We start from the raw sequence: 26,796 nt of genomic DNA, 5'->3' as shown, positions 1-26,796 counted from the left end.
CCGTACGAGGCGTCTACGAGGTGGTCGTGGCGGAGAGGCCTTGTACGACCTCCGAGTTGTCCGCCGTGGGAAGGCTGAGAACCATGGTGAGACCGCCGCCGGGGGTGTCTTCTGCTCGCAGGGTGCCGCCCATCGCCTCGGTGAAACCGCGGGCGACGGCGAGGCCGAGGCCGACCCCGTTGCCGCGCGGCGCGTCGCCGTAGCGCTGGAAGGGCTCGAAGATGTGCTCCTTGGCCTCGTCGGGGACACCGGGGCCGCGGTCGACGACCCGGACCTCGACACGGTCGCCTAGCACGCTCGCGGACACGACGACCTGTTCCTCGGCAGGCCCGTACTTCACGGCGTTCTCGACGACGTTGGCGACCACTCGCTCCAACAGGCCCTTGTCCACGCAGACCATGGGCAGCGTTTCGGGGATGTCCAGCTCCACGCCGTCCTCCGGCACACCGGCCAGGGACATGGGGACGACCTCGTCGAGGTCGATGTCCCGGATCAGCGGAGCCACCGTGCCGGTCTGCACGCGGGACATGTCCAGCAGGTTGGCGATGAGGTGGTCGAGGCGGTCACAGCCCTCCTCGATTCCGGCCAGGAGCTCGGCCCGGTCCTGCTCCGACCAGGCGACGTCCTCCGACCGCAGCGAGGTGACGGCCGCCTTGATTCCGGCCAGGGGCGTGCGCAGGTCGTGGCTGACCGCGGCGAGCAGCGCCGTGCGCATCCGGTTCCCCTCGGCGAGCACCTTGGCCCGGTCAGCCTCCTCCTGGAGGCGTCGGCGATCCACCACCACGGCCGCCTGGGCGGCGAACGCGGCCAGCACTCGGCGGTCCTCGGCGGGCAGCACGCGACCGCACAAGGCCAATGCCATATGGTCACCGGCAGGCACCTCGACGTCGGCGTCCTCGGGGCGCCCGGTCGGCGCGTCCGGCCCCACGCAGCCCGCGACGGTCCAGGGCGCGGAGTCGTTCTCGCGCTCCAGCAGGGCCACGGACCGCATCACGAACGTCTCCCGCACCCGCTCCAGCAGCTCCTCCAGGCTGGTCTCACCGCGCAGCACGTTGCCCGCGAGGAAGGACAGGATCTCCGACTCGGCGCGCAGCCGAGCCGCCTGGTGGGTGCGGCGGGCGGCGAGGTCGACGACCGATGCCACCGACACGGCCACCGCCACGAAGATCGCCAAGGCGAGGATGTTCTTCGGGTCGGCGATCGTGATCCGGTGCACCGGCGGCGTGAAGTACCAGTTCAGCAGCATGGACCCGAACGCGGCCGAGGCGAGCGCCGGGAGCAGGCCGCCGAGCAGGGCCGCCGCCACCGTCAGCGTCAGGAACAGCAGCATGTCGTTCGTCAGACCGAGGTCGGCGTCCACATGGGTCAGCAGCAATGTCAGGAGCAACGGACCGCCGACACCCGCGAACCAGCCCCAGAGGATGCGCGAGCGCCCCAGCCGAGCGCCCCGTGCGGCTGGCAGTCCGCGTCCCTTGCCCGCCTCTGCGTGCGTGATGAGGTGGACGTCGAGGTCGGGGCCGGAGTCCCGGGCGACCGTCGCGCCGACGCCGGGCCCGAGGACGTACTGCCAGCTCTTGCGCCGGGAGACGCCCAGCACGATCTGGGTGGCGTTGACCCCGCGTGAGAAGTCCAGCAAGGCCGCCGGGATGTCGTCGCCGACGACCTGGTGGAAGGTGCCGCCGAGGTCCTCGACGAGGGTGCGCTGGACCGCCAGCTCCTTCGGCGAGGCGGACGTGAGACCGTCGCTGCGGGTGACGTAGACGGCGAGCACCTCGCCGCCTGCCCCCTTCTCGGCCAGCCGCGCGGCCCGCCGGATCAGCGTCCGCCCTTCCGGACCGCCGGTCAGCCCGACCACGATCCGCTCCCGCGAGCCCCAGATCTTCGAGACCCGGTGCTCGCTGCGGTACTGGTTCAGGTATTCGTCGACCCGGTCCGCCACCCACAGCAGCGCCAACTCCCGCAGGGCGGTGAGGTTTCCGGGCCGGAAGTAGTTCGAGAGGGCCGCGTCGACCTTGTCCGGCTTGTAGATGTTCCCGTGCGCCATACGGCGGCGTAGCGCCTCCGGCGACATGTCGACCAGCTCGATCTGGTCCGCGCGCCGGACGAGTTCATCGGGGACGGTCTCCTGTTGCCGGACACCCGTGATCGCCTCGACGACATCGCCGAGGGACTCCAGGTGCTGGATGTTGACGGTGGAGATCACGTCGATGCCTGCTGCGAGCAGTTCCTCCACGTCCTGCCAGCGCTTGGTGTTGCGGGAGCCGGGGATGTTCGTGTGCGCGAGTTCGTCCACGAGGGCGACCTGCGGGCGACGCGCCAGCACCGCGTCGACGTCCATCTCGGTGAAGACGGCGTCCCGGTACTCCAGTTCCCTGCGGGGGATCTCCTCCAGCCCGTGCAGCATCACCTCGGTGCGCGGTCGGCCGTGGCGCTCCACGAACGCGACGACGCAGTCGGCGCCGCGCTCGATCCGGCGGTGGGCCTCGGAAAGCATCGCGTACGTCTTGCCGACGCCCGGTGCCGCACCCAGGTAGATCCGCAGCTTGCCGCGTGCCATGTCTCTCGTCTCTTCGCCGGCCTCAGGCCGACGTACGGCCGTTCGTCAGACCCGCTGTGTCCAGCGCAGCACCCGTCTGGTCGGCCAGCGTCACCGCGACCAGGCGGGCCTTGAGCGACGGGGCGCTCTCCGGTGCGGGAGCCATCATGAAGCGACCGAAGTAGTGACCGTTGCCGTACGCCCGCAGTTCAATCTCGCCCTCCGGCCAGCCGGCCGCGTCGACGTCCCAGTGCCGGCGGCCCACCGCCACCGACCCGTCCTGCTCCAGCCGGGGCGGCTGTCCCATGAGCGTCCCGTACTCGAAGCGGCACATCCGCAGTCCGAGCAGCTCGATCAGCTGACGCCGCACGTGCTCGACCACGGGGTCGGCCGATCGGCTGGTCCGGGCGAGGTCTGCCGTCTCGTGGATACGGCGGAGGTGGTCGGCGTCGGTCACGGTGACCACCTCCAGACGCCTGGCGTGCGCGGCGAGTTGGGAGACGATGAGGCCGACCACCAGGAGCAGGACGGCGGTCTCGATGTCGTCGGTCTCCGTCATGGTGAACCGCTCGTAGGGTTCGGTGAGGAAGAAGTCGAACCACGCCGCCGCGGACAGCGCGGCGAGCGCGCCCGTGATCCGGTTGCCGATCGCCGCGACGGCGACGACCACCACGACCAGGATCAAGGCCGCGTTCGTGTTCGAGAGTTCGGTGCGAAAGGGTACGAGTGCCAGGGCCACCAGGAACGGCCCGAGCAGCGCTCCGGCCGCGGCCATCCGGTCCCGCAGCGGAAAGCCGGTCATGTGTCCTCGCCTCCTGTGGTCTGCGTATCCTGTTCCGCCCGCTGCCCAGGGGGACACTCTCCTCACCGAAGCCCTTCGGCCTGCCGCAGGGAACGGTTTTGACGCATCCCTGGCGCCCGGCACGTGGACCTTGACGCCTTCTTGATGCGGGTCACGTCAGAGCGAAGTAGCGCAGCCAGACGTAGGCCAGGGAGATCGCCACGGTCACGGCGGTCACGATCAGGCCGTACTTGGTGAACTGCCAGAAGGAGATGGGCTGCCGGTTGCGTTCGGCGATGCCGAGGACGACGACGTTGGCGGAGGCGCCGATAGCGGTGGCGTTGCCGCCCAGGTCGGCGCCCAGCGCAAGGGCCCACCACATGACGTGGTCGCTCGCGCCGCCCATGTCGCGCACCAGGTCGGCGGTGATCGGGGCCATCGTGGCGACGTAGGGAATGTTGTCGACGATGCCCGACAGCACCGCCGATCCGCCGAGCAGGGTCAGGGAGCCGCCCAGTTCGTTGCCTCCGATGACGTCCGCGAGTTTCTGCGAGATCTCGCCGACGACGCCGGTGTCGATGAGGCCGCCGATCATGACGAAGAGGCCGGCGAAGAAGGCCAGGGTCGGCCATTCCACCTCGGCCAGGACGTCGTTGGTGTCGACGGTGGAGACGGCGACCAGCAGTCCCGCGCCGAGCAGGGCGACGATGCTGGGCTCGTAGTGCAGCACCGGGTGCAGGACGAAGCCCGCGACCACGAGGGCGAGGACGACCAGGCCCTGGACGAGCAGGCGCCGGTCCCTGATGGCCTCGCCCTCCTCCAGTGCCATGATCTCGGCGGCGCGCTCCTCGTCGTAGACGAACGACTTGCGGAACATCACCCGGCACAGGGCCAGCAGGACGACCACCAGCAGCGCGGAGAGCGGGGCGAGGTGGACGAGGAAGCCGTTGAAGGTGAGGCCGGCCCGGCTGGCGATGATGATGTTCGGCGGGTCGCCGACCAGGGTGGCCGTGCCGCCGATGTTGGAGGCCATCACCTCGGCGATCAGGAACGGCGCGGCGGGCAGCGCGAGGCGTTCGCAGACCAGCAGGGTGACCGGGGCGACGAGCAGGACCGTGGTGACGTTGTCGAGGAGCGCGGAGGCGACCGCGGTGATCACGACGAGCATGGCCATGACCCGGAAGGGTTTCGCGCGGGCCCGCTTGACCGCCCAGATCGCCAGGTACTCGAACATGCCGGTCTTCTTCAGCACGCCGACGATCATCATCATGCCCATGAGCAGGAAGATGACGTTCCAGTCGACGCCCGAGTCCTCGGAGTAGAACGCCGAGACGTCGTCGGTCGCCCCGATCGCCAGCATCAGCCCCGCGCCGCCCAGGGCGACGGCGACGCGGTGGATCTTCTCGCTGATGATCAGGGCGTACGCGCCGACGAAGACGACGATCGCGGCCCAGCTGTGCCAGTCGTTCACGTTCCTCCGGTTGCTCCGTGTGCCAGCGGTGGTGCGGTCTGAGGGGTGTTCGTGCCGTGGGGTCCGTCCGGGAGTCCGGCCAGGTCCTCGACGTCGAAGGCGCGGGCGATCGGCACGTCCGTGGAGCTGTGGGCGACGATCGAGAACGCGATGCACACGGCGATGAGCGTGAACGCCTCTTCGGCCTGCGGGATACCGGACCGCAGCACCAGCAGTCCGTACACCACCGACGCGAAGCCCTTCGGGCCGAACCAGGCCGCGACCAGCTTCTCCCGGCGGGAGAGGCGGGTACCGAGCAGCGACAGCAGCAGCGAGGCCGGCCGGATCAGGAAGATCGCCAGGATCACGGCCGCGTAGCCGCCGAGCGGCAGGTCGCCGAACAGGTGCGGGGTGAGCAGCGCGCCGAAGACCAGGAGGGCCGCGAACTTCGCCAGCTCCGCCAGCGCCTCGCCCAGCGGTTCGAAGGACGCCTTCGCCTCCGGCGAGACGTGCGCGAGGACGGCGCCCGCCGAGAACGCCGCGAGGTAGGGGTTGGCGTGGGTGAGGTGGCAGGCCGCGTACAGGATGACGCCGGTCGCCAGCGGCAGCAGCGGTTGCAGCTTGGGCTCGGCGCCCAGCAGCCGGAACCGTACGAGCCAGTTGACCAGCAGCGGCAGCGCGACACCGAAGAGCAGGCCGAGGAGCAGCTCCACGGCGATCCTGCCCGGGGACGCCTCCATGCCGGACGCGGTGGGGCCCGCCGCCGCGATGAGCAGCATCACCACGGGCAGGGCGAGCCCGTCGTTGATGCCGCTCTCCACGTTCAGCAGCTGGCGCAGCTTGGCCGGGACCTCGCTGCGGCCCACGATCGCCGAGGCGAACACCGGGTCGGTGGGCGCGAGTACCGCGCCCACCAGGAACGACGTCGTCCAGTCCAGCCCCACCAGGAAGTGGGTGGCCAGCGCCATGAAGACGAACGCGAGCGGCATGCCCAGGCCGAGGGCGCGGACCGGGTTCTTCCAATTGGCGCGCAGCTTCGGCAGCGAGACGTGCATGCCGTCGGTGAACAGCACCGCGAACAGGGCCAGGTCGGCCGTCACGGACACCAGCTCGCTGTCCGGCGTGATGTGGATCAGCCCGAGGAACCCGTCGCTCACGAGGGCTCCGCCGACCAGGAAGAGGAAGGACGTGGACAGCACCGTCCGGGCCGCCAGGCCCGACAACAGCACCGCCACCAGCAGCGCGACGCCGAACACCGCCACCAGCACCATGGCAAACGCCCCGATCGGAAGAGAGATCTGTCCTCAACTCGCCGACCAGGCTTCCCGGCACACCGGACGGAACCTTACCTTCCCTTGATACGTCTTTGACAGGTTCCTTATGGGCACGTCCGGGGACGTGATCCCTGCCGGGCACCGGCAAGGTCGGGGGGCGGGCGTCGTCTCCGCCCCGGCCCGGGCCCGCTCAGGAGGCGGCGATCAGCAGTCGCTCCAGCAAGTGGGCGGCGGTGATCACACCGAGCAGCCGCATCCCGCTCTCGTCCTTGTCCACCACCGCCACCAGAGGACTGCGGACCTGCGCCATGAGCGCGGCGACCTCCAGCGCGGTCGCGTCCGGCTCGGCGACCGGCGGCGCGGGCAGGCTCTTGGACAGGCAGTCGCGGACCGTAAGACCGGCAAGCGCCTTGCACAGCTTGTCGGCGTGGCGTTCGTCGACGACGGCGGCCAGCGTCGGGTCCTCGATGACGTACGCCGGCACGACCACCTTGATCATCTGAGATGCCGGCAGGATCGCCTTCGGCACACCCTGCTCATCGAGCACCAACAGGGCGGGCAGCCGGTGTTCGGCCATCAGCCGCGCCGCCGCCATGGCGTCGGTGTCGACGCCGACTGTCTCGTACTCCACTGCCAGGTCTCGTGCCAGCACGGTCGGCTCCTGATTTTCGTTCTGTGTCCCGTTGGGGAGGCGGCACGCGGTCCCGGTACTCGGGTGGGCCGTCGCGCGGGGGCTCCCAGGTCATTGTGATGCAATCGAAGCGAGCGGCCACGCCCGCGTTCGTGGGAACCGGTCGTGAGTCAGATCCCGGCAGCGTCATGGCCGGAGCGGCGCTCGTCGGAGGAGAAGCGCCGCAGCCGCCGGACCGACGAACGCGTCAGCCACCAGGCGACGAGCAGCCCCGCCACCGGTACCACCAGCCGCAGAATCCCGGTCACGGTCCCCGTCAGGGACAACGCGGTGAGTACCGCGGTCGCTCCCAAGCCGAGGATCCAGGCGAGCGCCGTCAGCAGGGACATCGCGACGGCCACCGGCACACCGCCCATTCCCAGGCCGTCGAGGTCCGCGTCGGCGTCGAAGGTGTCCGCGGTGGTGACACCGAGGGCCACCAGCAGCCAGAAGCCCACGACCACCACCAGGGCCGCGGTGAAAAGGATCATCGGGAGGCCGGTAGCGGCCCCCACGAGCATCCGCATCTCCCGGCTCCCTCCCGCATGCGGCCTGGCAGATGGGAGCGCTGCTCCTGAGCCGGACACCGGTAGCTGCCCGGGGCCCGGCACCGGAACCTTCCGTAGTGCTCCCCGCTCGTCATGGTGCACGCCTGCGACCCGACGCGCATTGCCGGTTCCCGGCAGTGTTCACTAGTGTCTGCATGCCGGTGAGGCCAAGAAGCCGTCACCGGGGCATCAAGATTTCGGGGGACTGCGTGACCGAGCGGGAGATACCCGAGGCGTATCTGGAAGGCTGCGCCCGGATTCTGGCCGAGGTTTCGGCCACCGGCCGGCGCCTGACCCGCGAGGAGATCGAATCGCGCCGTGCGCTGGGCGAGCAGGCCGCGGAGGCAGGCCATGGACTGCGCGCCCTGGTGGGGGCCCATCTGGCCGCGGCCCGCGCCGCCTGGCCCGGCGCTCCCGGCTCGGTCGACACCACGCTCGCCGCGCTGCAGCAGGTCGTGGACGCCTTCGCCGAGGGCTACGAACGCGCCCAGCGCCTCGCCGTACGCCAGGAGGAGGCCGCACGCAGGGAGTTCATCGACGACCTCCTCTACGGCCGCAGCGACCTGGGCCGCCTTGCCGAGCGCGCGGAACGCTTCGGACTGCGCCTCTCCCACGCACACGCGGTCGCCGTCGCGCAGGGTCCCACCGCCTACGTGGAAGGCGATCCGGTGCCACGGCAGGTGGAGCACGCGCTGATCACCCGCTTCGGCAACCGCAACGTACTGCTCACCACCAAGGACGGACGGCTGCTGTGCGTCGCGCCCGGACACGAGGACGAGGTGCTCCCCTACTTCGCCAAGCAGGCGCACGCGGCCACGGAGGGCGGCCGGGTCGCGATCGGCCGCCCGCAACCCGGTCCCGGCGGAGTCGTCCAGTCCTACGAAGAAGCCCTCAACGCCCTGGGGATGGCCGAACGCCTCGGCCTCGACGACCCGGTACTGCGCGCCGCCGACCTGCTCGTCTACCCCGTCCTCACCCGTGACCGGCAGGCCATGGCCGACCTCGTGGTGAACACGCTCGGCCCCCTCACCACCGCCCGGGGCGGCGCCCAGCCCCTTCTCGACACCCTCACCGCGTACTTCGACTCCGGCTGCATCGCGGCCGAGGCCGCCCGCCGTCTGTCCTTGAGCGTGCGGGCCATGACCTACCGCCTGGACCGCATCCACCAGCTCACCGGCGCCAACCCGGCCGATCCCGCGCACCGTTACAAACTCCAGACCGCCGTCATCGGCGCCCGGCTCCTGGACTGGCCGGCCGAAGAGCTGTGACGGCGGCGTCAGTGCTGCCGGGTGCCGCCCATCTCCGCGGCGAACAGCACCGGGTCGGCGTCGAACCCCCGGACCAGCTCACGGAAACCCCACCGCCCGGACGTGTCCCTGCCGAACTCCGCGACCGTCGCCCGGGTACCCCTCGACGACGACCACACCGGCATTCATCCGGTCGAACTCCAGCACCATCGCCTCGACGAACCCGAAACCCATCCCGGTCTCGCTGTGCCGGATCATGTTGATCGTGCCGTCCGGCGACCGGCTCTCGGTGTGGACGACGTACACGGGCCGCCCGCACGGGTCGTCCGCCGCATAAGTCGCGGCGACGATGTCGAGATGCCGAGGCGGCTCCCCGTACGGACTCGGGTCCCACCGGAGCTTCACCTCGGCCCTGCGCAGCCCCTCACCGACACCACTCACCCTGCCCCCCCATCAGGCACCGCGAGACACCCCCGCAACCTCAAGTATGTGCCCTGACCAGGCTCTTGATGCCTCCTTGACTCGATTCTCCACCAAGTCCCCGAACCGAGAGCGGGGTGCCTGTCAGATGCCGTCGCGCGTCGGGAACCGGCTCGGCCCTCCCGCCAGGGTGACGCGGAGGCCGGTCTCGGTGACATCGACCGAGGTGGCCTTGAGATCCAGGGGATAGGCGATGTCCGTCCGCTGTGTCAGGTCGTTCTGGACCCGGTCGACGAGGGCGCCGGGTGCCGGGTTGCCGAGGATCTCGGCGTCTTCGAGGCGAAGGATCAGGTGCCCGTTCCTCAGTTCGGGCTTGAGGGTGGCCTGTCCGAGGCCGCCCCGGCCGAGGGCGAGGGTGAGTGTGTCGGCCCGGGCGTCGAGGCGGACGCCGGAGACCGGGAGCCGTCCGTCGGAGGTGGTGGCCAGGGTCTGGAGGGAGGCGGCGGGCACCTCGACATCGGCGTGGGTGCGGGCGACGGTGCCGGTGTGGTCGCCGGTCAGGTGCAGGTCGTCCAGGCGGGCGCGCACGGACACGTCGGGGATACGGCCGACGGTGGCGTGGTCGCTGCTGACCGTGACGGCGTCCAGGTGCCGTTCGAACAGGTCGAGCAGGGCCGGTCCGCCGTCGATGCGGACCTCGCTGCCCTGACCGAGCTTCCGGTCGGCCACGGCGGCCAGACGGCTGTGCAGCAGGCCGCGGGCGGTGAGTTCCGCCGTGGTGACGACCAGCAGCAGGACCGCGAGGGCGGCGGTGGCGATCGACGCGGTGCGGTACCGCCTGAACATGTAACGCATCACCCCTGCTCTCCCGTCGTCGCGGCCGGGGCCGTGGCGGACTCCGGGTGCCACCGGCCGGGCCCGTCCTCCGTGTCGGGCGCGGTCGGCGCCGGTCCCTCGGGATCCAGGTGGGGTAGGAGGCGGTCGAGCCAGTGGGGCAGCCACCAGTTGGCGCGGCCGAGCAGGTACATCGTGGCGGGGACCAGGACCAGCCGGACGACGGTGGCGTCGATGACGACGCTGACGCCCAGGCCTAGGGCGAGCGTCTTGATCACCACGTTGGTGGAGAGGAGGAAGGCGAGGAAGACGCTGGTCATGATCAGGGCGGCGCAGGTGATGACCCGGGCGGTGCCAGCCAGGCCGGTGGCGACGCTGAGGTGGTTGTCCTTCGTGTGCAGCCAGGACTCGCGGATGCGGGAGAGGAGGAAGACCTCGTAGTCCATGGACAGGCCGAAGACGATGGCGAACATCATCATCGGGACGTACGACTCGACCGGTACGGGCTCGTCGACGCCGAGCAACGAGCCGCCCCAGCCCCACTGGAAGACCGCGACGACGACTCCGTAGGCGGCGCCGATGGACAGCAGGTTGAGCAGGGCCGCCTTGAGTGCGACGAGGAAGCTGCGGAAGACGGTGAGCAGCAGGAGGAACGCCGCGGCGACCACGACGCCGATGATGACCGGGAGGCGGTCCGTCACGACGTCGCGGAAGGTGAGTTGGGCTGCGGTGACGCCGGTGACGTAGCCGTGGGCGCCGCTGCCGGCCAGGGCGGCGGGGAGCGTCTCGTCCTCCAGGCGGTGGAGGAGATCGGAGGTGCCCTGGTCCTCAGGGCCGGTGTCGGGGGTGACGGTGGCGGTGAGCAGGGCTTGGTCGGCAGTCCCGGTGGGGGTGGAGGCGCGGGCGACTCCGGGGACCGCTGCCAGCGCGTCGTGCAGGGACGCGGAGAGTTCCTTGATGTCGCTCTGCTGCCCGCCGACGTCGACGACGACGGTGAACTGGCCGTTGGTGCCGGGGCCGAAGCCGTCGGAGATCAGGTCGTAGGCACGGCGGTCGGTGTAGCCGGTGGGGTCGGCGCCGTGATCGATGTGGCCGAGCCGCATCGAGGCGGTGGGGATGCCCAGGGCACCGAGGACGACGACACCGAGGACGAGGAAGAGCCAGGGGCGGCGGCCGACCGTGCCGGCCCAGCGGTGCCAGGTGTCGGCGGTTCCGGTCGGCTCGTCCACCGGGGTGCGCACCCGCCAGCGGTCGATACGGCGCCCGGTGATGCCCAGGAAGGCGGGCGCGAGGGTGAGGGCGGCGACTGCCGCGACCAGCACGGTGATACCGGCGGCAGCGCCGAGGCTGCCGATGAAGCCGACGCCGGACGCGTACAGGCCGCCCAGCGCGAGGGCCACGGTCACCGCGGCCACGATCACCGCCCGGCCGCTGGTGGCCACCGCCCGGCCCGCGGCCTCGGCGGGGTCGGCGCCGTCGCCGCTGTCCCGCAGCAGCCGTCGGTGGCGGGTGGTCAGGAAGAGGGCGTAGTCGATGCCGACGCCCAGGCCCATCATCGTGGCCAGGGTGGGTGCGGCGTTGCCGAAGGTGAAAGCGGCGGCCAGCAGGCCGAGCAGGGATATGCCGGTGAGCAGGGCGATGACGGCGGTCAGCAGCGGCACTCCGGCGGCCGCGAGGCTGCCGAAACCGGCCAGCAGTACGACCACGGCGGTGGTCAGGCCGATGACTTCCGACAGCCGGTCGGCGGCTTCGGGGCGCGCCAACTGGCCCAGCGGGCCGCCGTATTCGACCTGGACGTGGTCGGTGCGCAGCGGCTGTACGGCGTGGTCGACACGGTCGAGATAGGACTTGTCGAACGTGGCCGGGCTCTCGGTGAAGCGGACCGTGACGATGCCGGTGGTGGCGTCGGCCGAGACGGCGCCCGGGGTGGTGAGCGGGTCGGTCACCGAGAGGACCTCGGGCAGTTTCGCGAGTGCCGTGACCGTCTCGTCGACCGCGTTCCGGTGCCCGTCGAGCGCTTCGTCGTCCGTGTGCAGCACGATTTGGGAGGCAGTGCCGCGCACCGCCTTGGAGCCGTGCGCGTCGAGCAGGTCGGAGCCGGTCTGTACGGAGGTGCCGGGCAGGGAGAAGTCGTCGTCGTAGGTGCCGCCCCAGGCGCGGTCTGCGCCGAGGGCGGCCACCGCCACCAGCAGCCAGGTGCCCAGCACCCACCAGGCTCGTCGTGCGCACCAGCGGCCTAGCCGGTGCAGTCGGCCGACGGGAGTGGGTGGTTGGGATGGTGTGTCGGTCGGGTGCGTCGTCGTCATGGTGTCGCTTCTGGTCGGGCCCGGGTGGGCGTGGGAGGGACTCAAGGGTGTCGGCGGGGGCGAGAACGAGGCTGAGGTTGTCGGCGGGTGCGGCGCAGGAAGACGGTGAGGGCCGTGAGCAGGCCGGCGACGCCGACGAGGCTCAGCCCCAGGAGGGCCGCTCCTCCCGAACCGACCGCATCCGCTCCGCCGGTACCGACCGTGTCCGCTCCTCCCGAGTCGACTGGACCGGCTGCGTCCGAGCCGACTGTCGGGTCTCCCTCCGAGCCGGCCGGATCTGTTCCTCCCGTACCGGCCGCATCACTTCCGGCGGTCGGCGCGGGTGTGGTCGGTGGATCGCCGGAGGGGTCCGGTGATGCCAGAACTGCGAGGGCCGCCTGTGCGTCGATGAGGCCGGCGCCGAGCCTCGGGTCGTCCGTCGGGTGTGCGGTGTCGGCGATCACCTCGCGGACGGTGGCCGGATCCGCGCCCCTGCCCAGCAGCAGCGCCGCCTCCGCCGCGACGTGGGGCGCCGCCATGGACGTACCGGACTTGCGGGCGTAGCCGCCCGGGACGGTGGAGAGGATGTCCACGCCGGGGGCGGCGACCGAGCGGGGGTCGCCGAAGTCGGAGAACTCGGCCGGGTGTCCGTCGGGGCCGACGGCCTGGACGACGAGGGCGGGGACGCCGGCCCGGTAGACACGCTCGGCCTGGTCCTCGTTGCCGGCCGCCGCCACGACCACCGCGCGGCCCGCGACGTCGCGCAGGGCACGGGACAGGGGCCCGTCCTTGCGCAACCGGTCGGCCGGGCCGGTGTCGTCCAGGGACAGGTTGATGACGTCGGCGCCGTGGCCGGCGGCCCAGCGCACGGCGTCGGCGATCACGTCGGGGTCTCCGGTGCCGTCGGCGTCGAGCACCCTGACCGGCATGATCTTCGCGCCGGGGGCACCGCCCGCGATGCCGATGCCGTTGCCGGTCCCGGCGGCGATCACTCCCGCGACGTGGGTGCCGTGGCCGTTCTCGTCGTCGGGCCGGGTGTCGCCGTCGACGAAGTCCCGGCCCGGGACGAGAGCGCCGGCGAGGTCGGGGTGGTCGAGGTCGACGCCGGTGTCGAGCACGGCGACGACCACCCCGTCGGCGCGGGCTCCGGCCTCGGTCGCGGCGGCCAGACCGCTCGACTCCAGCCCGTACTGCTGCGGGCGCAGCGGATCGGTACCGGCGGGAGCGGCGCCCACCAGCGACAGGACGGCGACGAGCACGGCCGACGGCACACCGGCCCTCAGGGGCGTCATGTTCAGCCCTGCTGCCAGAAGTCACCGTGGCGCTCGGCCCGCTGCCGCACCTGGTCGCCGTATCCGCCGTCGAGTGCCTTGTCGCGGACGGCCACGAGTCCGTCGCGCAGTTCGTCTCCGCCGAGTCCGCGCAACTCCCCCAGGTCGTTGCGCAGTTGCCCGGGCAGCAGCCGGTAGCGCTGTTGTACCCGCTCGGCCCGGAGCTGCACGGCGGAGCCGTAGTCACCGCCCAGTGCGTCCTGCCAGATCCGTGCAGCCGTCTGCTGTCGCCGTTCCGGGGCCATGCCACGCAGCCGCCGCAGGTCGGCGCGGAGGGCGGCGGGCGGGAGCGAGGCGGGCAGCGTGTGCGGGCCGGTGGCGGCGACGGACACGGCGAGTGCCGGTGCGGGCGTGATGGTCGTGGTGGTCGTGGTCGCCCCGGTCGAACCGGACGATGCCGCCCAGACCGGTCCGGTCATGGCAGTGGCGGCGACGGTGGCGCACAGCAGCGTCCCTCGGACACGGCGGGCCGCCACGGTGGTCAAGCGGTTCACGAGTTCCTCCCCTTGCTCGATCTGCGCCCCAGCGTGTCGAAGGAGTGCGAGGAGGAGGTTCGACGTGTGTTCGGGGCGTGTAAGGACCCCCTGGCGCGGGCGCTCACGTGGGCCGCTCTTGGTTAGCATCGGGAGCCGGACCGGGAAGAGAGAGGCACATGCCGCAGAGCAAAGGGCTGGTCCTGGTCGTCGAGGACGAGCGGAACATCGCCGACCTGCAACGGCGCTATCTGAGCCGGGAGGGCTTCGGTGTCCACGTCGAGACCGACGGCGTCGCCGCCCTGGCCGCCGCCCGCAGGCTGCGCCCGGCGGCGATCGTGCTGGACATCGCCCTGCCCGGAATGGACGGCATGGAGCTGTGCCGCCGGCTGCGCGCGGAGGGCGACTGGACTCCCGTGCTATTTGTGACCGCGCGGGACGAGGTCACCGACCGGATCCTCGGCCTGGAACTGGGCGGCGACGACTACCTCACCAAGCCTTTCTCGCCACAGGAACTCGTCGCCCGCGTCAAGAGCCTGCTGCGCCGCGCGGCGGACCCGGGGCGGGATCCGGTGCGCCGCCTGGGCCGGCTCGCCCTGGACACCGGACGGCGCACCCTGCGGGTGGACGAGCGCCCCGTGGAGTTGACGACGACCGAGTTCAACCTGCTCGCCTTCCTGATGCACCATCCCGAACAGGTCTTCACCCGTGAGCAGTTGCTCGCGCAGGTCTGGGGCTACGCCGGCTACCGCGACACCCGTGTGATGGACGTCTACGTCTCCCAGCTGCGCGCCAAGCTCGGTGACGCCAGCCCGATCCGCACCGTCCGGGGGGTCGGCTACGGCGTCACCGACACCGCCCGATGAGGGTCGCGGCCCGCCGCGGCTCCCTGCGGGGAAGCATCGTCCTGCTCACCACCACGGTGGCCGCGGTCGCCGTCGTGCTGACCGGCCTGTTCGCCTGGCGGATGATCAGTACGAACGCCGAGGCGCAGGAACGCGACCAGCTCTCCCGGCAGGCCCAGGTCCTGGCCCGCACGCCGCCGCTGGCCTCCTGGATGCTGAACCGGCAACAGCGCATCGCCGGTCCCGAGGAGATCCGGCTGGCCCTGGTCCACCCCTCTGGCGAGGTCGCCGGACCTGCGGCGGCCGTCGTCGACACCCAGCGTCGACGGGCCCTGCTCGCCGGGCACGACGTGTCCGCCACCGCAATGCTCGACGGACGGACGGTGCTGGTGGAGGGCACCCCCACCGCCACCGGGGGCGGGCTCGTTCTCACCGAGCCGATGAGCGCCGTCGACCAGGCCACCGACCGCATGCGCGGCGGCCTCGTCCTGCCCCTCGTCCTGGGCCTGGTCGGTGCCGCCCTCGCCGGTGCGATGCTCGCCCGCCGCCTGACCCGCCCGCTCGTCTCGGCCGCCCGTACCGCGCACCGGCTGTCCGAGGGCGAGCGCGGGCTGACGGTTGCCGCCGAGGGGCCCGCCGAAGTGGCCGAACTGGCGGGCGCGTTGAACACCCTCGACGCCGCCCTTGCCCACAGCGAGGGCAGGCAGCGGGATTTCCTGCTCTCCGTCTCGCACGAGATTCGCACCCCACTGACCAGCGCGCGGGGTTACGCGGAGGCCCTCGCCGACGAGGTGATCACCGGCGACGAGGTGCCCGAGGCCGGCCGCGTCCTGCGCACCGAGATCGAGCGGCTCGAACGGTTCGTCGGCGACCTGCTCGCCCTGGCCCGTCTGGAAGCCGACGACTTCCGCCTCGACACCGGCGAAACCGACCTCGACGCCCTGGTGACGGAGGCCGCGGAGGCGTGGGCGGTCCGGTGCGCCCGGCACGAGGTCGACTTCCGCCTCGAACGCCCGGGAGTCCCACTGACCATCACCACCGACGGCTTCCGGGTACGGCAGCTCGTCGACGGCCTCACCGAGAACGCGCTGCGCGCCACCCCGGCCGGAAAGCCCCTCGTCCTGGCCCTGCGCGCGCAAGCCCCCGGCGCCGTCCTGGAGGTCCGCGACGGCGGCCCCGGCCTCACCGACGACGACATCGCGGTCGCCTTCGAACGCGGCGCCCTCACCGACCGCTACCGGGGCATCCGGCCCGTCGGCAGCGGCCTGGGCCTGGCGATCGCCCACCGGCTGGCCACCCGTCTCGGAGGCACCATCACCGCCCACGGCCGGGCGCCCGAGGGCGGCGCCCGGTTCACCGTACAACTGCCACCCCACCCCGGTGCCGGCCCGCCGGACGGCCCTTACCCGCCCCGAACATCCGCCTGACACTGTCGTCGCTCCGATCCGCCACGCTCGCTCCCTCACCGGTCACCGGTCACCGAAAGGAGTGAGGAGCATGGCAGCGCGGATGAGGTTCCTCCCGCGACGATTGAGCGCCCTGCTGCGACGTACCGTGGCGGGCGACCAGGAGCGCGACATGCCCCGGCAACTGCTCCAGGACCTGGAACAGGCCCTGGAGTTGACCGACGAGACGACCCGGCGCGCTGCCGTCGACCGCGTCGTCAGGGGCATCGCCGACGGCACGTACGGAACCGGATTCCGCCGGCGAGCGCTGAACGCGGCCGACCGCAGCCGGCCGGACGCGACGCACTGAGCATCACCCGTGCGAAGCGACCGTCACCTCCCTATTCCGCGGCGATCCAGTGCTCGAAGGCCGCCTGGTGCCTCTCGGAGGCGGCGAGCAGGTTGGTGTACACCTGCCGCGCGTCCGGGGCGGTGAGTCCGGACAGCGCCTTGTTCAGTGCGGCGATGTCGTCGGTCTCGACCGTACGGCCTGCCGCCAGGGCGTCGGACAGGCTGTCCTCGCCCTGCTTCAACAGCCGGTCGTAGGTGGCCTGCACGGCGGGATCGGTGAACTCACCGGCGGACCGCCCGGCGGTCGGGTCACTGATGTCGTAGCGGTCCAGCAGGGTGCGGACGGCGGTCAGGTGCTGGGTCTCGGCTGCCGCGATCCGCTCGAAGATCCGTACGCCGTAGCGCTCCGCGAAAGCCGTGTAGAGGTCGTGCGCGAGCTTCTCCTCCTCGGCCATGCCGGCCAGCGTGGCCTTCTGGTCGGCTGTCAGGGTGCCTTGCGGAGCCAGGGCGGTGTAGCCGGTGCAGCTTCCGTCGCGACGGGTGTCGTGCGTGCCCTCCCTGTAGTCCTCGGCGTGGTGCTGGCGGCCCGTCATCATCTGCTGGTGCACGCCGGTTTCCGGTGTAGGGGTGCTGTCGGTGCCCGCCGCCACCGCGCCGCCGGTGAGCACTCCGCCGATGGCGAGCACGCCCGCGGTGACCGCGGTCGCGATCTTGGTGTTGCGCTTCATGGCGAACCTCCTCGACTCCGCGGGAGCGTCTTCCGTTCCCGCACCGTCACCGTCGCGCCGGGCCCTGCAGTCGCCGTGCGGTGTGTGTGGAGACGGAATGGAGACGGCCGGACGGGCGGGCGGGGCTGTTCGGCCCCTCCCGGGGCGTGCGCGTGGCGCGTAGGTGTGGGACATGACCGCCACGGTGCTCGTCGTCGAGGACGAGAGGGAGATCCGCGAGCTGCTGCGCCGCTACCTGGAGCGCGCCGGTTACGGGGTGCTGACGACCGGGTCGGGCGCGGAGGCCGTACGGCTGCTCGGTGAGCGTGGCGTCGATCTGGCGCTGCTGGATCTGGGGCTGCCGGATGTGGACGGTGACGAGGTGCTGCGGGAGGCCCGCGAGCGCGGGCGGGTGCCGGTGGTGGTGCTGACCGCGCGCACCGCTGTGGAGGACCGCATCCACGGGCTGCGGCTGGGCGCCGACGACTATGTGACCAAGCCGTTCAGCCCGACCGAGGTGGTCCTGCGGGTGGGCGCGGTCCTCCAGCGGGCCCGGGGCACGGCGACGGGTGCGGCGCCCGTCCTGTCGTACGGCTCGGGACGGCTGCGGATCGACGAGGCCCGGCACGAGGTGGTGCTGGACGGGGCGCCGGTGGAGGTGACGCCCACCGAGTGGGGTCTGCTCACCACGCTGGCGTCGGTGCCGGGACGGGTGTACTCGCGCTATGAGCTGGTCAACCGGGTGCGCGGTTACGAGTTCGCCGGCTACGAGCGGACGATCGACTCGCATGTGAAGAACCTGCGGCACAAGCTCGGGGGCGTCGGCCCCGAACTCGTGGAGACGGTCATGGGCGTGGGCTACCGGCTGGGGTGGTCCCGTGACCCCTGAGCCGCGTCTGCCACCCGCCGGCGTGCGGCCGTCCAGTGGGCTCGGCCCCCTCGGGCGGCGCCTGTTCGCGGCGTTCGCCGTGGTGGCGCTGGCGTCCGTGGCCCTGCTGACAGGCGCGGCGCTCATCGGAACCGACCTCGGGCTCAGCAGTGCCCGCCAGGCCGACCGGCAGCGCGCCGCCGACCGGGTGGCCACGGCTGCCGCCGACGCCTACCGGGCGGCGGACGGCTGGACGTCGGCCGACCTGTCCGCGTCCCGCTCGCTCGCCTCCGGTGCCGGGGCGGAGCTCACGGTACGGGACGCGGACGACGAGACGGTCTCCGGTGGCTCCGGGTCGAGCTCCGCGGACCAGGAGGAGCACGGCATGCCCGGTTCGGGTCGCGGGCGTCATGGGCAGGGCATGGGCTCCGGGCCCGGTCCGAGCGCGCCCGTGGTGGTCGACGGTCACACGGTGGGCTCCGTGACGCTGGTCTTCTCGGCCGGGTCCGGATCGGCGGGGCGGTCCGTCGCCTGGGGGTGGGTGGCCGCCGCCGCGCTCGGCGCTCTCGCTCTCGCCCTGGCCGTCAGCTGGTTCGTCACCCGGCGCCTGGCCGCTCCGGTGGTCCGGGTCGCCGCCTCCGCGCGTGCGCTCGCCGCCGGGGACCGCACCGCGCGGGCCCGGATCGACGCGCCCGGCGAACTGGGCGACCTCGCCCGCGCCTTCGACGCCATGGCCGACGACGTCACCCGTGCCGAGCGGGCCCGTCACCACCTCGCCGCCGACATCGCGCACGAACTGCGCACCCCGCTTGCGGCGTTGCAGGCGGGGCTCGAAGAACTGCGCGACGGCTACGCCGAACCGGCGCCGGAGCGCCTGGCCGCCCTCCACGACCAGACCCTGCGGCTGGGCCGGGTCGTCGGCGACCTCGGCGAACTGGCGGACGCCGAATCGGCGCGGCTGTCCCTCCATCTGGCCGAGGTGGATCTGGCCGCCGTGGTCCGTGCCGCCGTGGCCGACCACGACGCCGAGCTGCGCACCGCCGGCCTGACAGTGACGGCCCGCACGGACTGCGCTCCCCTGCCGGTACGGGCCGACGCCGACCGCCTGCACCAGGCCCTCGGCAATCTCCTCGGCAACACGGCCCACCACTGCCGACCCGGCGACGCCGTCACCGTCACCACCTCAGCGACCCCCGGCGAGGCGCTCGTCGAGGTGGCCGACACCGGGCCGGGAATCCCCGCCGACGAACTCCCGCACGTCTTCGACCGCCTGTGGCGCGGCTCCCGGGCCCGGGCGAGCGGCGGCAGCGGCATCGGTCTGGCCGTCGTCAGGGAACTCGTCACCGCCCACGGCGGCACGGTCACGGCGGCCTCCGGACCGGATGGCGGAACCGTGATGACCCTCCGTCTGCCCAGGGCCGATTCCCGGCGCCCGGGAGCGCGCCCGGAAGCCCGCGCGACACCGGGCATTGCCTCGCAGGCAAATACCCCCAGGGGTATTTGACGCCTCCTCCGGGCCGCCGTACTCTCGACGGCAAGATACCCCCGGGGGTAATTGAGGAGGCAATCAAGTGGCCCGTGAGGTAACACAGGAGGCGTTCGCGGCGGCCTGGGCCGACGGCGCGCTCGTGGTCGACGCACGAGAGTCGTACGAGTACACGGCCGGGCACGTGCCCGGCGCCCGCCTGATGGCTCTGCGCACCGTGCCCGCCCGGTGCGGTGAACTGCCCGCCGACCGCCCGGTGTTCGTGATCTGCGCCGGCGGCAACCGCAGCAGGACGGTCGCCGACTGGATGAACTCCCGCGGCATCGACGCCTACTCGGTGACCGGCGGCACCGGAGCCTGGGCCCGAGCCGGGCGCCCCGTGGCGGCCGGTGCGCACGAGCACGCCGCCTGACCCCCGACCCGACGCCCGCATCACCGGCCGGCCGGAAAGGAGCCCCGCCTTGGCCGCAACCCCCTCCCCCACCGACACCCCGATCCCCGGTCGTCATCGCGTCGCCGTCATCGGCGGCGGCAGCGCCGGCATCAGCGTCGCCGCCCGGCTGCGTCGCGCCGGCGTCACCGACATCACCCTGGTCGAGCCGTCGGACACCCACTGGTACCAGCCGCTGTGGACCCTGGTCGGTGGCGGCCAGGCCCCTCTGCACACCACCCGCCGCCCCGAGGGGTCCGTGATACCCGACGGCGTGCGCTGGATCCAACGGCGCGCGCTGGCCGTCGACCCCGGCACCCGCACGGTGACACTCTCCGGCGGCGCCGAACTCGCCTACGAGCACCTGGTGATGGCACCGGGACTCCAGCTCGACTGGGACGGCGTGCCGGGCCTGGCCGAGGCCGTCGGCCACGACCGGGTGAGCAGCAACTACGGACCCGAGTACGCCCCGCGCACCTGGGAACTCATTCGGCAGCTACGCTCGGGCACGGCCGTCTTCACCCACCCGGCGACCCCGCTGAAGTGTGGCGGCGCCCCCCAGAAGATCGCCTACCTGGCCGCCGACCACTGGCGCAGGCGGAAGGTCCTCGACGACATCCGCATCGTCCTGGTGATCCCCGACCCGGCGATGTTCAAGGTGCCCGCCTGGTCCCAGGTGTTGGAGGAGGTGGCCGCCCGCTACGGCATCGAGGTGCGGCTGCGCTCCGAGATGACCGCCGTCGACGGCGACGCCCGCGAACTCACGGTCGCCGACCACGCGAACGGCACCAAGGAGACCATCGGCTACGACCTCCTGCACGCCGTCCCGCCACAGAGCGCCCCCGACTGGGTGAAAGCGAGCCCGCTCGCCGACCCGGCCAGCCCGCAGGGCTTCGTCGCCGCCGACAAGCACACCCTCCAACACCCCTCCTACGACAACGTCTTCGCCCTCGGCGACGTGGCGAACCTGCCCACCTCCAAGACCGGCGCCGCCGTACGCAAGCAGGCCCCGGTCGTGGCCGCCAACCTGCTCGACGTCATGAACGGCCGCAGTCCCTCGCACCGGTACGACGGCTACACGTCCTGCCCGCTGGTCACGGCCCGCGACCGGATGCTGCTCGCCGAGTTCGACTACGACCTCAACCCCACGCCCTCCTTCCCGCTGCTCGACCCGTTCAAGGAGCGGCGCACGATGTGGCTGTTCAAGCGGTACGGCCTGCCGCCGGTGTACTGGCACGGCATGCTCACCGGCCGCCTCTGACCGGTCGGCCCGGGCATTCCCCCGACCCGGGCCGACCACTCCCCCGCCCCCTGCCGCTCGAACACGGGCGGACCAGACCCTTCTACATACCCCCCCGGGGTAATCAATCCTCTTCGACATGGAGGTCACCCGACCGTGTTCTTCGCCCAGTACTACCTCGACTGCCTCTCCCAGGCGTCGTACATGATCGCCGACGAGACCACCGGCAAGGCCGTCGTTGTCGACCCGCGCCGCGACGTCTCCGAATACCTCACCGACGCCGCCGAACACGGCTTCACCGTCGAGGCGGTCATCAACACCCACTTCCACGCCGACTTCCTCGCCGGCCACCTGGAACTCGCCGACCGCACCGGCGCCTGGATCGGCTACGGACAGCGCGCCGAGGCCGAATACCCCATCCACAAGCTCGTCGACGGCGAGCGCATCACTCTCGGCGACGTCACCCTCCAGATCCTCGAAACCCCGGGCCACACCCCGGAGTCGATCAGCGTCCTGGTGTACGAGCACTCCAAGGACACCGTGCCCTACGGCGTCCTCACCGGCGACGCGCTGTTCATCGGCGACGTCGGTCGCCCCGACCTGCTGGCCTCGATCGGCGTCACCGCCGACGAACTCGGCCACATGCTCTACGACACCATCCAGCACAAGCTGATGGCCCTGCCGGACGCGGTGCGGGTCTTCCCCGCGCACGGCGCCGGGTCCGCCTGCGGCAAGAACCTCTCCACCCAGCGTCAGTCCACCATCGGCGCCCAGCGCGCCACCAACTACGCCTGCCGCCCGATGAGTGAGGAGAGGTTCGTCGAGCTGGTGACCGAGGGTCAGCCCTCCGCGCCCGCCTACTTCGTCTACGACGCCATCCTCAACCGCAAGGAACACGGCCTGTTCGACGCGGCCGCCGCGCCCCGGCCGCTGTCCGTCGAGGAGTTCATGCGGCGGCGCGCGGCCGGAGCGGTCGTGGTCGACGCCCGTTCCCCGCAGGACTTCGCGCCCGGGTACTTGCGCGGCTCGGTCAACGTGCCCGCGGACGGCCGTTTCGCCGAGCAGGCGGGCATGGTCGTCGCCCCCGAGCAGGACGTCGTGGTCATCGCGCCGCAGGACCGCGAGGAGGAGGTCGTCACCCGGCTCGCCCGGATCGGCTTCGACAAGGTCGGCGGGTATCTGCGGGAGCCCGAGGGCGCCTTCCCCGCGCTGGCCGAGGAGATGGAGCAGGCCAGTCGGCTGACCGCCGACGAACTGCGCCGGCTGCTCGACGGAGACGAACCGCCGCTGGTGCTGGACGTGCGCAACACCGCCGAGCGCGAAGAGGGCCTGATCGAGGGCTCGTTGCACATCCCGCTGGCCGAACTCGCCCGCCGCACCGCCGAGATCCCCGTCGACCGGCCCCTGGTCGTGCACTGCGCCGGCGGCCACCGCTCCTCCATCGCCGCCAGTCTGCTGCGTCACCAGGGCCGCACCGACGTCTCCGACCTGCTCGGCGGCTACGGCTCCTGGCTCGCCCTGCCCGCATCCGCGGACGTCTGATCCGTCCCACTCCGGGCGGCGACCGGAAACACCGGCGGCCGCCCACCACCCAACCGCCCAACCACTCCAAGGAACAGAAGGAATCCCATGACCACCCGAGCCGGCAAGCCACGCCTCGATCCCGTCGCCCTGCGCGACCTCACCCGGGACGGAGCGGGCCCGCGCCTGCTGGACGTGCGCACGCCCGGCGAGTTCCGCACCGCCCATATCCCCGGCTCCTACAACGTCCCTCTCGACACCCTGCGCGAGCACCGCGCCGAGCTGCGCCACCACCTGGATGAGAACGTCATACTCATCTGCCGCTCCGGTGCCCGCGCCGCGCAGGCCGAACAGGCCCTCGCCGAGGCCGGACTGCCCAACCTGCGCGTCCTCGACGGCGGTGTCATGGCGTGGGAGAACGCCGACGGCCCGCTCACCCGAGGGCCCGAACGCTGGGACCTGGAGCGCCAGGTACGGCTCGTCGCCGGAGCTCTCGTCCTGGTGACCGGTGTCGTGGGCCTGTTCGTGCCCGGACTGCACCTGATCGGTACAGCCGTCGGCGCGGGGCTGACCGTCGCCGCGCTCACCAACACCTGCGCCATGGGCATGCTCCTGTCGAGGCTGCCCTACAACCGCGGCCCGCGCACCGACCTCGACACCGTCGTCGCCGCTCTACGGGGTGCGTCGTGATCGCCGTCATCATCGCCGCGTCGCTGCTCATCGGCGTCAGCCTCGGCGTCCTGGGTGGCGGCGGCTCCATCCTGACCGTGCCCATCCTGGTCTACCTGGCGGGCATGGATACCAAGCAGGCCATCGCCACCTCCCTGTTCGTCGTCGGCGTCACCAGCGCCGCCGGCGTCGTCTCCCACGCCCGTGCCGGACGCCTGCGCTGGCGTACCGGGCTGCTGTTCGGTCTGGCCGGCATGACCGGCGCCTACGCCGGCGGACGGCTGGCCGAGTTCGTCCCCGGCGGCGTCCTGCTCATCGCGTTCGCCCTCATGATGATCGCCACCGCCGTCGCCATGATCCGGGGCCGCAAGCGGCAGCCGAAGAAGGTCCACCACGAACTCCCCGTCCTCCACGTCCTGTTGGACGGGATCGTGGTGGGCCTGGTGACCGGACTGGTCGGCGCGGGCGGAGGCTTCCTCGTCGTCCCCGCGCTCGCGCTGCTGGGCGGACTGCCGATGACCGTCGCCGTTGGTACCTCACTCCTGGTCATCGCCATGAAGTCCTTCGCGGGCCTGGCCGGGTACCTCGCAAGCGTGCACATCGACTGGGGGTTCGCCACGCTCGTCACGGCGACCGCCGTCGTCGGCAGCCTGATCGGCGGTCGCCTCGCCGGGCGCATTCCGCAGGACGCGCTGCGCAAGTCCTTCGGCTGGTTCGTCGCCGTCATGGGCGTCTTCGTCCTCAGCCAGCAGGCCGAGGACGAACTGCGCCATACACTGCTGACCGGCCCCTGGACCTGGGCCTCCCTGGCTGCGGCGGCGGGGATCGTCTTCAGCTGGTACATGCTCAGGCGCGCCGGGCGAACACCCGAGCAGACGAGCGACGTCCCGGCCGAGTCAGATGACGCAAGCAGACCAGCCGTCTTGCTCGCCGACCGTTCCGAGACCGTACGCGGCAACGGCACCACCGCGTCGCCACAGGACGCATAGGGACGCGGTACACGCTCCGGAGAAACCCGGCCCGGCCCCGAGGAGGTGCCCGGTGAAAACCACCGAAGTCGTGAGCACCGATGACAAGGAAGCGGACTCGTGGCCCGAGGTACGCAACCGGTTGCGGCGGGCCAAGGACAACTGGCCGTGGTCATCGCCATGATCGAGGCGGGACGCGACCGCAGGACGTCGTCACCCAGCTGGCCGCGGTCTCCCACGCTCTGGACCGGGCCGGCTTCAAGATAGTGGCGGGCGGCATCCGCCAGTGCCTGATCGAACGGCAGCGGGGGCACGTCCCACCGCTGAGCGAGGCCGAACTGGAGAAGCTGTTCCTGACGCTCGCCTGACCAGGACCCCGAATCCCATCTCAGGGGGTGCAAGGTGATCTCCCGCGCCATCATCACCGACTGGGCCGTGCAGCCCGGCAGCCACTGCCCCGACACCCGGCCGGCCGGCCCACCGACACCGGCGGCCGAGCAACGTGCCCGCCAGGACGTCCAGGAGAGGCTCGTCCACCGATTCCCGGACCTCCCGTCCGAGACACTGGCGACGGCCGCGGCGGAGGCGTTCGCGTTCATCGCCGACGCGCGCGTGCGGCACTACGTTCCCGTCCTGGCCTTCAAACGTGCCTCGGGGCACCTGTCCAGCAGCTGCCCCTACCCCTATCTGCTCGCCGGGGACGACACGATGGACCCGGACGAGGACATCGACACGGACGACGATCCCGCGCACGCGGAGAAATGAGGCGGAAGACATGGACGCGGCGACCTGGGACGAGCGCTACCGCGGCAGCGAACTCGTGTGGAAGGCCGAGCCCAACCGCTTCGTCGCCGAGGATCTGGCCGGACTCAAGGCGTCCGGACGGGCGGTGGACCTCGCCGCCGGCGAGGGCCGCAACTCGGTCTGGCTCGCGGAGCGGGGCTGGGAGGTGGACGCCGTCGACTTCTCCGCCGTAGCCCTGGAGAAGGCCGAGCGGCTGGCCGCCGACCGGGGCGTGCGACTGCGGACCGTCCGCGCCGATCTCACCGCCGGGCACCCGCGGAGGCCACGTACGGGCTGGCGCTGATCGCGTATCTGCACCTGCCGTGGCCGCAGATGACCCAGGTAATGACCCGGGCCGCCACCGCCGTACGCCAGGGCGGAACCCTGCTGCTCGTCGGCCATGACGCGGCCAATCCCGAGCACGGTCACGGCGGACCGCAGGATCCGCGCGTCCTTTACACCGCCGAGCAGGTCGCCGACCTGTGGCGGCCCTACGCCGACATCGTGCGGGCCGAGACCGTCACCCGGCAGGTGACCGACGCCGACGGCAACAGTCGTACGGCCCTCGACGCGTTCGTCCACGCCGTACGAAGTTGACGCTGTCCCGGGCGACTGGGCCGGCCGGGGAACAACCCGGCCTCGCCCAGCGCTGTCACCTATACCCCGGCGGGTATCTGGGACACGAACGGCACCGCCGGGACGACACCGATCGGGCGGAGGAGCGTGAGACCGATGGCGACAGCAGGACGTGACCGGCTCCCTGCGAGCGAGGACACCTCTCTCGTGACCAGCTGCGGGCGCAGGATCGCCGTTCGGTGCCTGCGGCTCGCGCTCCCGGATCTGCCCATCAGCCGGGTCACCCTCGACGTGGGCCGGGACCAGGGCGACGAGCCCGGCGCGTGGGCAGCCCTCACCACCGACGAGGCACGCGACCTGGCCCGGCTGCTGCTTGTGCAGGCGGAGCTGGCCGACGCCGCCTCCGCACCCATCGGGCCGATGCGCGAGGAATGCTGAACCGATGTCACACCGGGGCTCTCCAGAACCGCCACGTACTCCCGGTCTCCGAGGAGCTCCAGACGGCGCCACAGCACCGGGTTGTTCGCCGACTGGCTGGCGTGACAGGCGATGGCGGCGCGTTGCCGGTCCCGTGGCACCGGCCCGACGACACGGTACTGGACCGGGTCCCGGCCGGTGAACGACGTGTTGAACTCGGTGTTCAGCCGATCCGCCACCTGTCGCGGCAGCGTCCAGCCCAGTACCGCGACACCAGCTCTGCGGGCGGCGAACAGCGCGGCATTCGTGGCCTGTTGATGGTCACCGTGTCCAGTGACACCCCCGTGTCGAACACCGGCAGGTGGGTGGGGCGTCGCTCGTCGACGAGACGGGTCACCTCCGCGGCGAGGCGGGACACCGGGTTGTCGGTGAGAGAGCCGTCCGGATGTCCGGATAGTCCCACGCGGTCGACGCCCAACTCCCCTGCGGCGCAAAAGAGTTCGCCCGCGCGTACGGTGTGCAGGTCGCCCGGTGTGCCGTGCAGGGTGGACGCCTCGCCGTGAGTGAAGCAGAGCACGGCCGTCGGCACACCGCGGTCGGAGAGCAAGGCCAGGAGGCCGCACAGTGGCCGGGCGGCGTGGCAGGGAGGCCGTCGGGTTTCTGCGAGGCGGGTCGCGGTCGTCCCGGGTGGCCTCAGGTGT

Annotated in this window: 27 protein-coding genes and 2 pseudogenes; 16 read left to right on the top strand and 13 right to left on the bottom strand. The window is 71.8% G+C overall.

Going from position 1 to position 26,796, the window contains the following annotated elements; all coding sequences use genetic code 11:
* Window positions 1–13 precede the first annotated feature (13 nt).
* The 6 genes from MQP27_RS37045 to MQP27_RS37020 form a co-directional block, all read right to left on the bottom strand.
* Complete coding sequence (locus MQP27_RS37045) at window positions 14–2,557, bottom strand: sensor histidine kinase (RefSeq protein ID WP_242773565.1); 2,544 nt, start codon at window positions 2,555–2,557, stop codon at window positions 14–16.
* Between the two features lie 22 nt (window positions 2,558–2,579).
* Window positions 2,580–3,338, bottom strand: coding sequence for a DUF4118 domain-containing protein (locus MQP27_RS37040; RefSeq protein WP_242773563.1), 759 nt, complete (start codon window positions 3,336–3,338; stop codon window positions 2,580–2,582).
* A 151-nt stretch (window positions 3,339–3,489) separates the two neighbouring features.
* Window positions 3,490–4,788 (bottom strand): ArsB/NhaD family transporter, encoded by a 1,299-nt coding sequence (locus MQP27_RS37035; RefSeq protein ID WP_242773561.1) that lies wholly within the window; start codon window positions 4,786–4,788, stop codon window positions 3,490–3,492.
* Window positions 4,785–6,038 carry a cation:proton antiporter gene (locus tag MQP27_RS37030; protein ID WP_242773558.1) on the bottom strand — a complete coding sequence of 418 codons (1,254 nt, stop codon included), beginning with the start codon at window positions 6,036–6,038 and terminating at the stop codon, window positions 4,785–4,787. Before MQP27_RS37030 ends, MQP27_RS37035 begins: the two co-directional genes overlap by 4 nt.
* A 193-nt stretch (window positions 6,039–6,231) precedes the next feature.
* Window positions 6,232–6,693 carry a CBS domain-containing protein gene (locus MQP27_RS37025; RefSeq protein WP_242773555.1) on the bottom strand — a complete coding sequence of 154 codons (462 nt, stop codon included), beginning with the start codon at window positions 6,691–6,693 and terminating at the stop codon, window positions 6,232–6,234.
* A 149-nt stretch (window positions 6,694–6,842) separates the two neighbouring features.
* On the bottom strand, window positions 6,843–7,202 hold the full coding sequence (locus MQP27_RS37020) for a hypothetical protein (RefSeq protein ID WP_242773552.1): 360 nt from the start codon (window positions 7,200–7,202) through the stop codon (window positions 6,843–6,845).
* 266 nt (window positions 7,203–7,468) lie between these two features.
* Here MQP27_RS37020 and MQP27_RS37015 point away from each other — a divergent pair, with 266 nt between their 5' ends.
* Window positions 7,469–8,527: a PucR family transcriptional regulator gene (locus MQP27_RS37015; RefSeq protein ID WP_242773549.1), complete on the top strand. Its 1,059-nt coding sequence runs from the start codon at window positions 7,469–7,471 to the stop codon at window positions 8,525–8,527.
* An 8-nt stretch (window positions 8,528–8,535) separates the two neighbouring features.
* On the opposite strand, the pseudogene MQP27_RS37010 reads toward MQP27_RS37015, so the two are convergent.
* From MQP27_RS37010 to MQP27_RS36990, 5 genes and pseudogenes are all read right to left on the bottom strand, one after another.
* Window positions 8,536–8,947, bottom strand: a pseudogene (locus tag MQP27_RS37010) (TerD family protein).
* A 123-nt stretch (window positions 8,948–9,070) separates the two neighbouring features.
* Window positions 9,071–9,781 (bottom strand): LmeA family phospholipid-binding protein, encoded by a 711-nt coding sequence (locus MQP27_RS37005; protein ID WP_242773547.1) that lies wholly within the window; start codon window positions 9,779–9,781, stop codon window positions 9,071–9,073.
* Entirely contained in the window at window positions 9,781–12,066 is a 2,286-nt protein-coding gene (locus MQP27_RS37000) for an MMPL family transporter (protein ID WP_242773544.1), read from the bottom strand. Before MQP27_RS37000 ends, MQP27_RS37005 begins: the two co-directional genes overlap by 1 nt.
* Before the next feature lie 41 nt (window positions 12,067–12,107).
* Entirely contained in the window at window positions 12,108–13,337 is a 1,230-nt protein-coding gene (locus tag MQP27_RS36995; RefSeq protein WP_242773540.1) for a S8 family serine peptidase, read from the bottom strand.
* A gap of 2 nt (window positions 13,338–13,339) precedes the next feature.
* A complete protein-coding gene (locus MQP27_RS36990) occupies window positions 13,340–13,870 on the bottom strand; it encodes a hypothetical protein (protein WP_242773538.1) in 531 nt (176 codons plus the stop codon).
* Window positions 13,871–14,028: 158 nt separating this feature from the next.
* Here MQP27_RS36990 and MQP27_RS36985 point away from each other — a divergent pair, with 158 nt between their 5' ends.
* From MQP27_RS36985 to MQP27_RS36975, 3 genes are all read left to right on the top strand, one after another.
* Entirely contained in the window at window positions 14,029–14,715 is a 687-nt protein-coding gene (locus tag MQP27_RS36985) for a response regulator transcription factor (RefSeq protein ID WP_242773536.1), read from the top strand.
* The gene (locus MQP27_RS36980; RefSeq protein ID WP_242773534.1) at window positions 14,712–16,121 is read left to right on the top strand and encodes a HAMP domain-containing sensor histidine kinase; all 1,410 of its coding nucleotides are present in this window, start codon (window positions 14,712–14,714) and stop codon (window positions 16,119–16,121) included. The genes MQP27_RS36985 and MQP27_RS36980 overlap by 4 nt, the downstream gene beginning before the upstream one ends.
* Before the next feature lie 70 nt (window positions 16,122–16,191).
* On the top strand, window positions 16,192–16,449 hold the full coding sequence (locus tag MQP27_RS36975; RefSeq protein WP_242773532.1) for a hypothetical protein: 258 nt from the start codon (window positions 16,192–16,194) through the stop codon (window positions 16,447–16,449).
* A gap of 31 nt (window positions 16,450–16,480) precedes the next feature.
* Here MQP27_RS36975 and MQP27_RS36970 read toward each other — a convergent pair whose 3' ends face one another.
* The gene (locus tag MQP27_RS36970) at window positions 16,481–17,158 is read right to left on the bottom strand and encodes a ferritin-like domain-containing protein (RefSeq protein ID WP_242773530.1); all 678 of its coding nucleotides are present in this window, start codon (window positions 17,156–17,158) and stop codon (window positions 16,481–16,483) included.
* 172 nt (window positions 17,159–17,330) lie between these two features.
* On the opposite strand from MQP27_RS36970, the gene MQP27_RS36965 reads away from it, so the two are divergent.
* The 12 genes and pseudogenes from MQP27_RS36965 to MQP27_RS36910 all read left to right on the top strand — a co-directional run bounded on the left by MQP27_RS36965 (window position 17,331) and on the right by MQP27_RS36910 (window position 26,116).
* Window positions 17,331–18,026 carry a response regulator transcription factor gene (locus MQP27_RS36965; protein ID WP_242773526.1) on the top strand — a complete coding sequence of 232 codons (696 nt, stop codon included), beginning with the start codon at window positions 17,331–17,333 and terminating at the stop codon, window positions 18,024–18,026.
* The gene (locus MQP27_RS36960; RefSeq protein WP_242773523.1) at window positions 18,016–19,509 is read left to right on the top strand and encodes a sensor histidine kinase; all 1,494 of its coding nucleotides are present in this window, start codon (window positions 18,016–18,018) and stop codon (window positions 19,507–19,509) included. The genes MQP27_RS36965 and MQP27_RS36960 overlap by 11 nt, the downstream gene beginning before the upstream one ends.
* A gap of 67 nt (window positions 19,510–19,576) precedes the next feature.
* Window positions 19,577–19,903, top strand: coding sequence for a rhodanese-like domain-containing protein (locus MQP27_RS36955; RefSeq protein WP_242773519.1), 327 nt, complete (start codon window positions 19,577–19,579; stop codon window positions 19,901–19,903).
* 49 nt (window positions 19,904–19,952) lie between these two features.
* Window positions 19,953–21,182, top strand: a complete 1,230-nt coding sequence (locus MQP27_RS36950; RefSeq protein ID WP_242773517.1) for an NAD(P)/FAD-dependent oxidoreductase — start codon at window positions 19,953–19,955, stop codon at window positions 21,180–21,182.
* Between the two features lie 135 nt (window positions 21,183–21,317).
* The gene (locus MQP27_RS36945) at window positions 21,318–22,703 is read left to right on the top strand and encodes an MBL fold metallo-hydrolase (protein WP_242773514.1); all 1,386 of its coding nucleotides are present in this window, start codon (window positions 21,318–21,320) and stop codon (window positions 22,701–22,703) included.
* 87 nt (window positions 22,704–22,790) lie between these two features.
* On the top strand, window positions 22,791–23,372 hold the full coding sequence (locus MQP27_RS36940; RefSeq protein ID WP_242773511.1) for a rhodanese-like domain-containing protein: 582 nt from the start codon (window positions 22,791–22,793) through the stop codon (window positions 23,370–23,372).
* Complete coding sequence (locus MQP27_RS36935; protein WP_242773509.1) at window positions 23,369–24,340, top strand: sulfite exporter TauE/SafE family protein; 972 nt, start codon at window positions 23,369–23,371, stop codon at window positions 24,338–24,340. The genes MQP27_RS36940 and MQP27_RS36935 overlap by 4 nt, the downstream gene beginning before the upstream one ends.
* A gap of 70 nt (window positions 24,341–24,410) precedes the next feature.
* A pseudogene (locus MQP27_RS36930) lies at window positions 24,411–24,687 on the top strand (metal-sensitive transcriptional regulator).
* A gap of 34 nt (window positions 24,688–24,721) precedes the next feature.
* Window positions 24,722–25,084, top strand: coding sequence for a three-helix bundle dimerization domain-containing protein (locus MQP27_RS36925; protein ID WP_242773506.1), 363 nt, complete (start codon window positions 24,722–24,724; stop codon window positions 25,082–25,084).
* Between the two features lie 10 nt (window positions 25,085–25,094).
* The gene (locus MQP27_RS36920) at window positions 25,095–25,406 is read left to right on the top strand and encodes a class I SAM-dependent methyltransferase (protein WP_242773504.1); all 312 of its coding nucleotides are present in this window, start codon (window positions 25,095–25,097) and stop codon (window positions 25,404–25,406) included.
* A gap of 29 nt (window positions 25,407–25,435) precedes the next feature.
* Window positions 25,436–25,699, top strand: coding sequence for a hypothetical protein (locus MQP27_RS36915; protein WP_242773501.1), 264 nt, complete (start codon window positions 25,436–25,438; stop codon window positions 25,697–25,699).
* 135 nt (window positions 25,700–25,834) lie between these two features.
* Window positions 25,835–26,116: a hypothetical protein gene (locus MQP27_RS36910; RefSeq protein WP_242773500.1), complete on the top strand. Its 282-nt coding sequence runs from the start codon at window positions 25,835–25,837 to the stop codon at window positions 26,114–26,116.
* A 202-nt stretch (window positions 26,117–26,318) separates the two neighbouring features.
* Here the strand turns inward: MQP27_RS36910 and MQP27_RS36905 are convergent.
* The coding region (locus MQP27_RS36905) for a PIG-L family deacetylase (protein ID WP_242773499.1) at window positions 26,319–26,796 on the bottom strand (478 nt) is incomplete at its 5' end.

Origin of the sequence: Streptomyces cylindrosporus (genome assembly GCF_022698165.1) — a bacterium.
GTDB classification, from domain to species: Bacteria; Actinomycetota; Actinomycetes; order Streptomycetales; family Streptomycetaceae; genus Streptomyces; species Streptomyces cylindrosporus.
The sequence above is the reverse complement of the archived record's forward strand: the minus strand, read 5'-3'. Positions and strand labels throughout refer to the sequence as shown.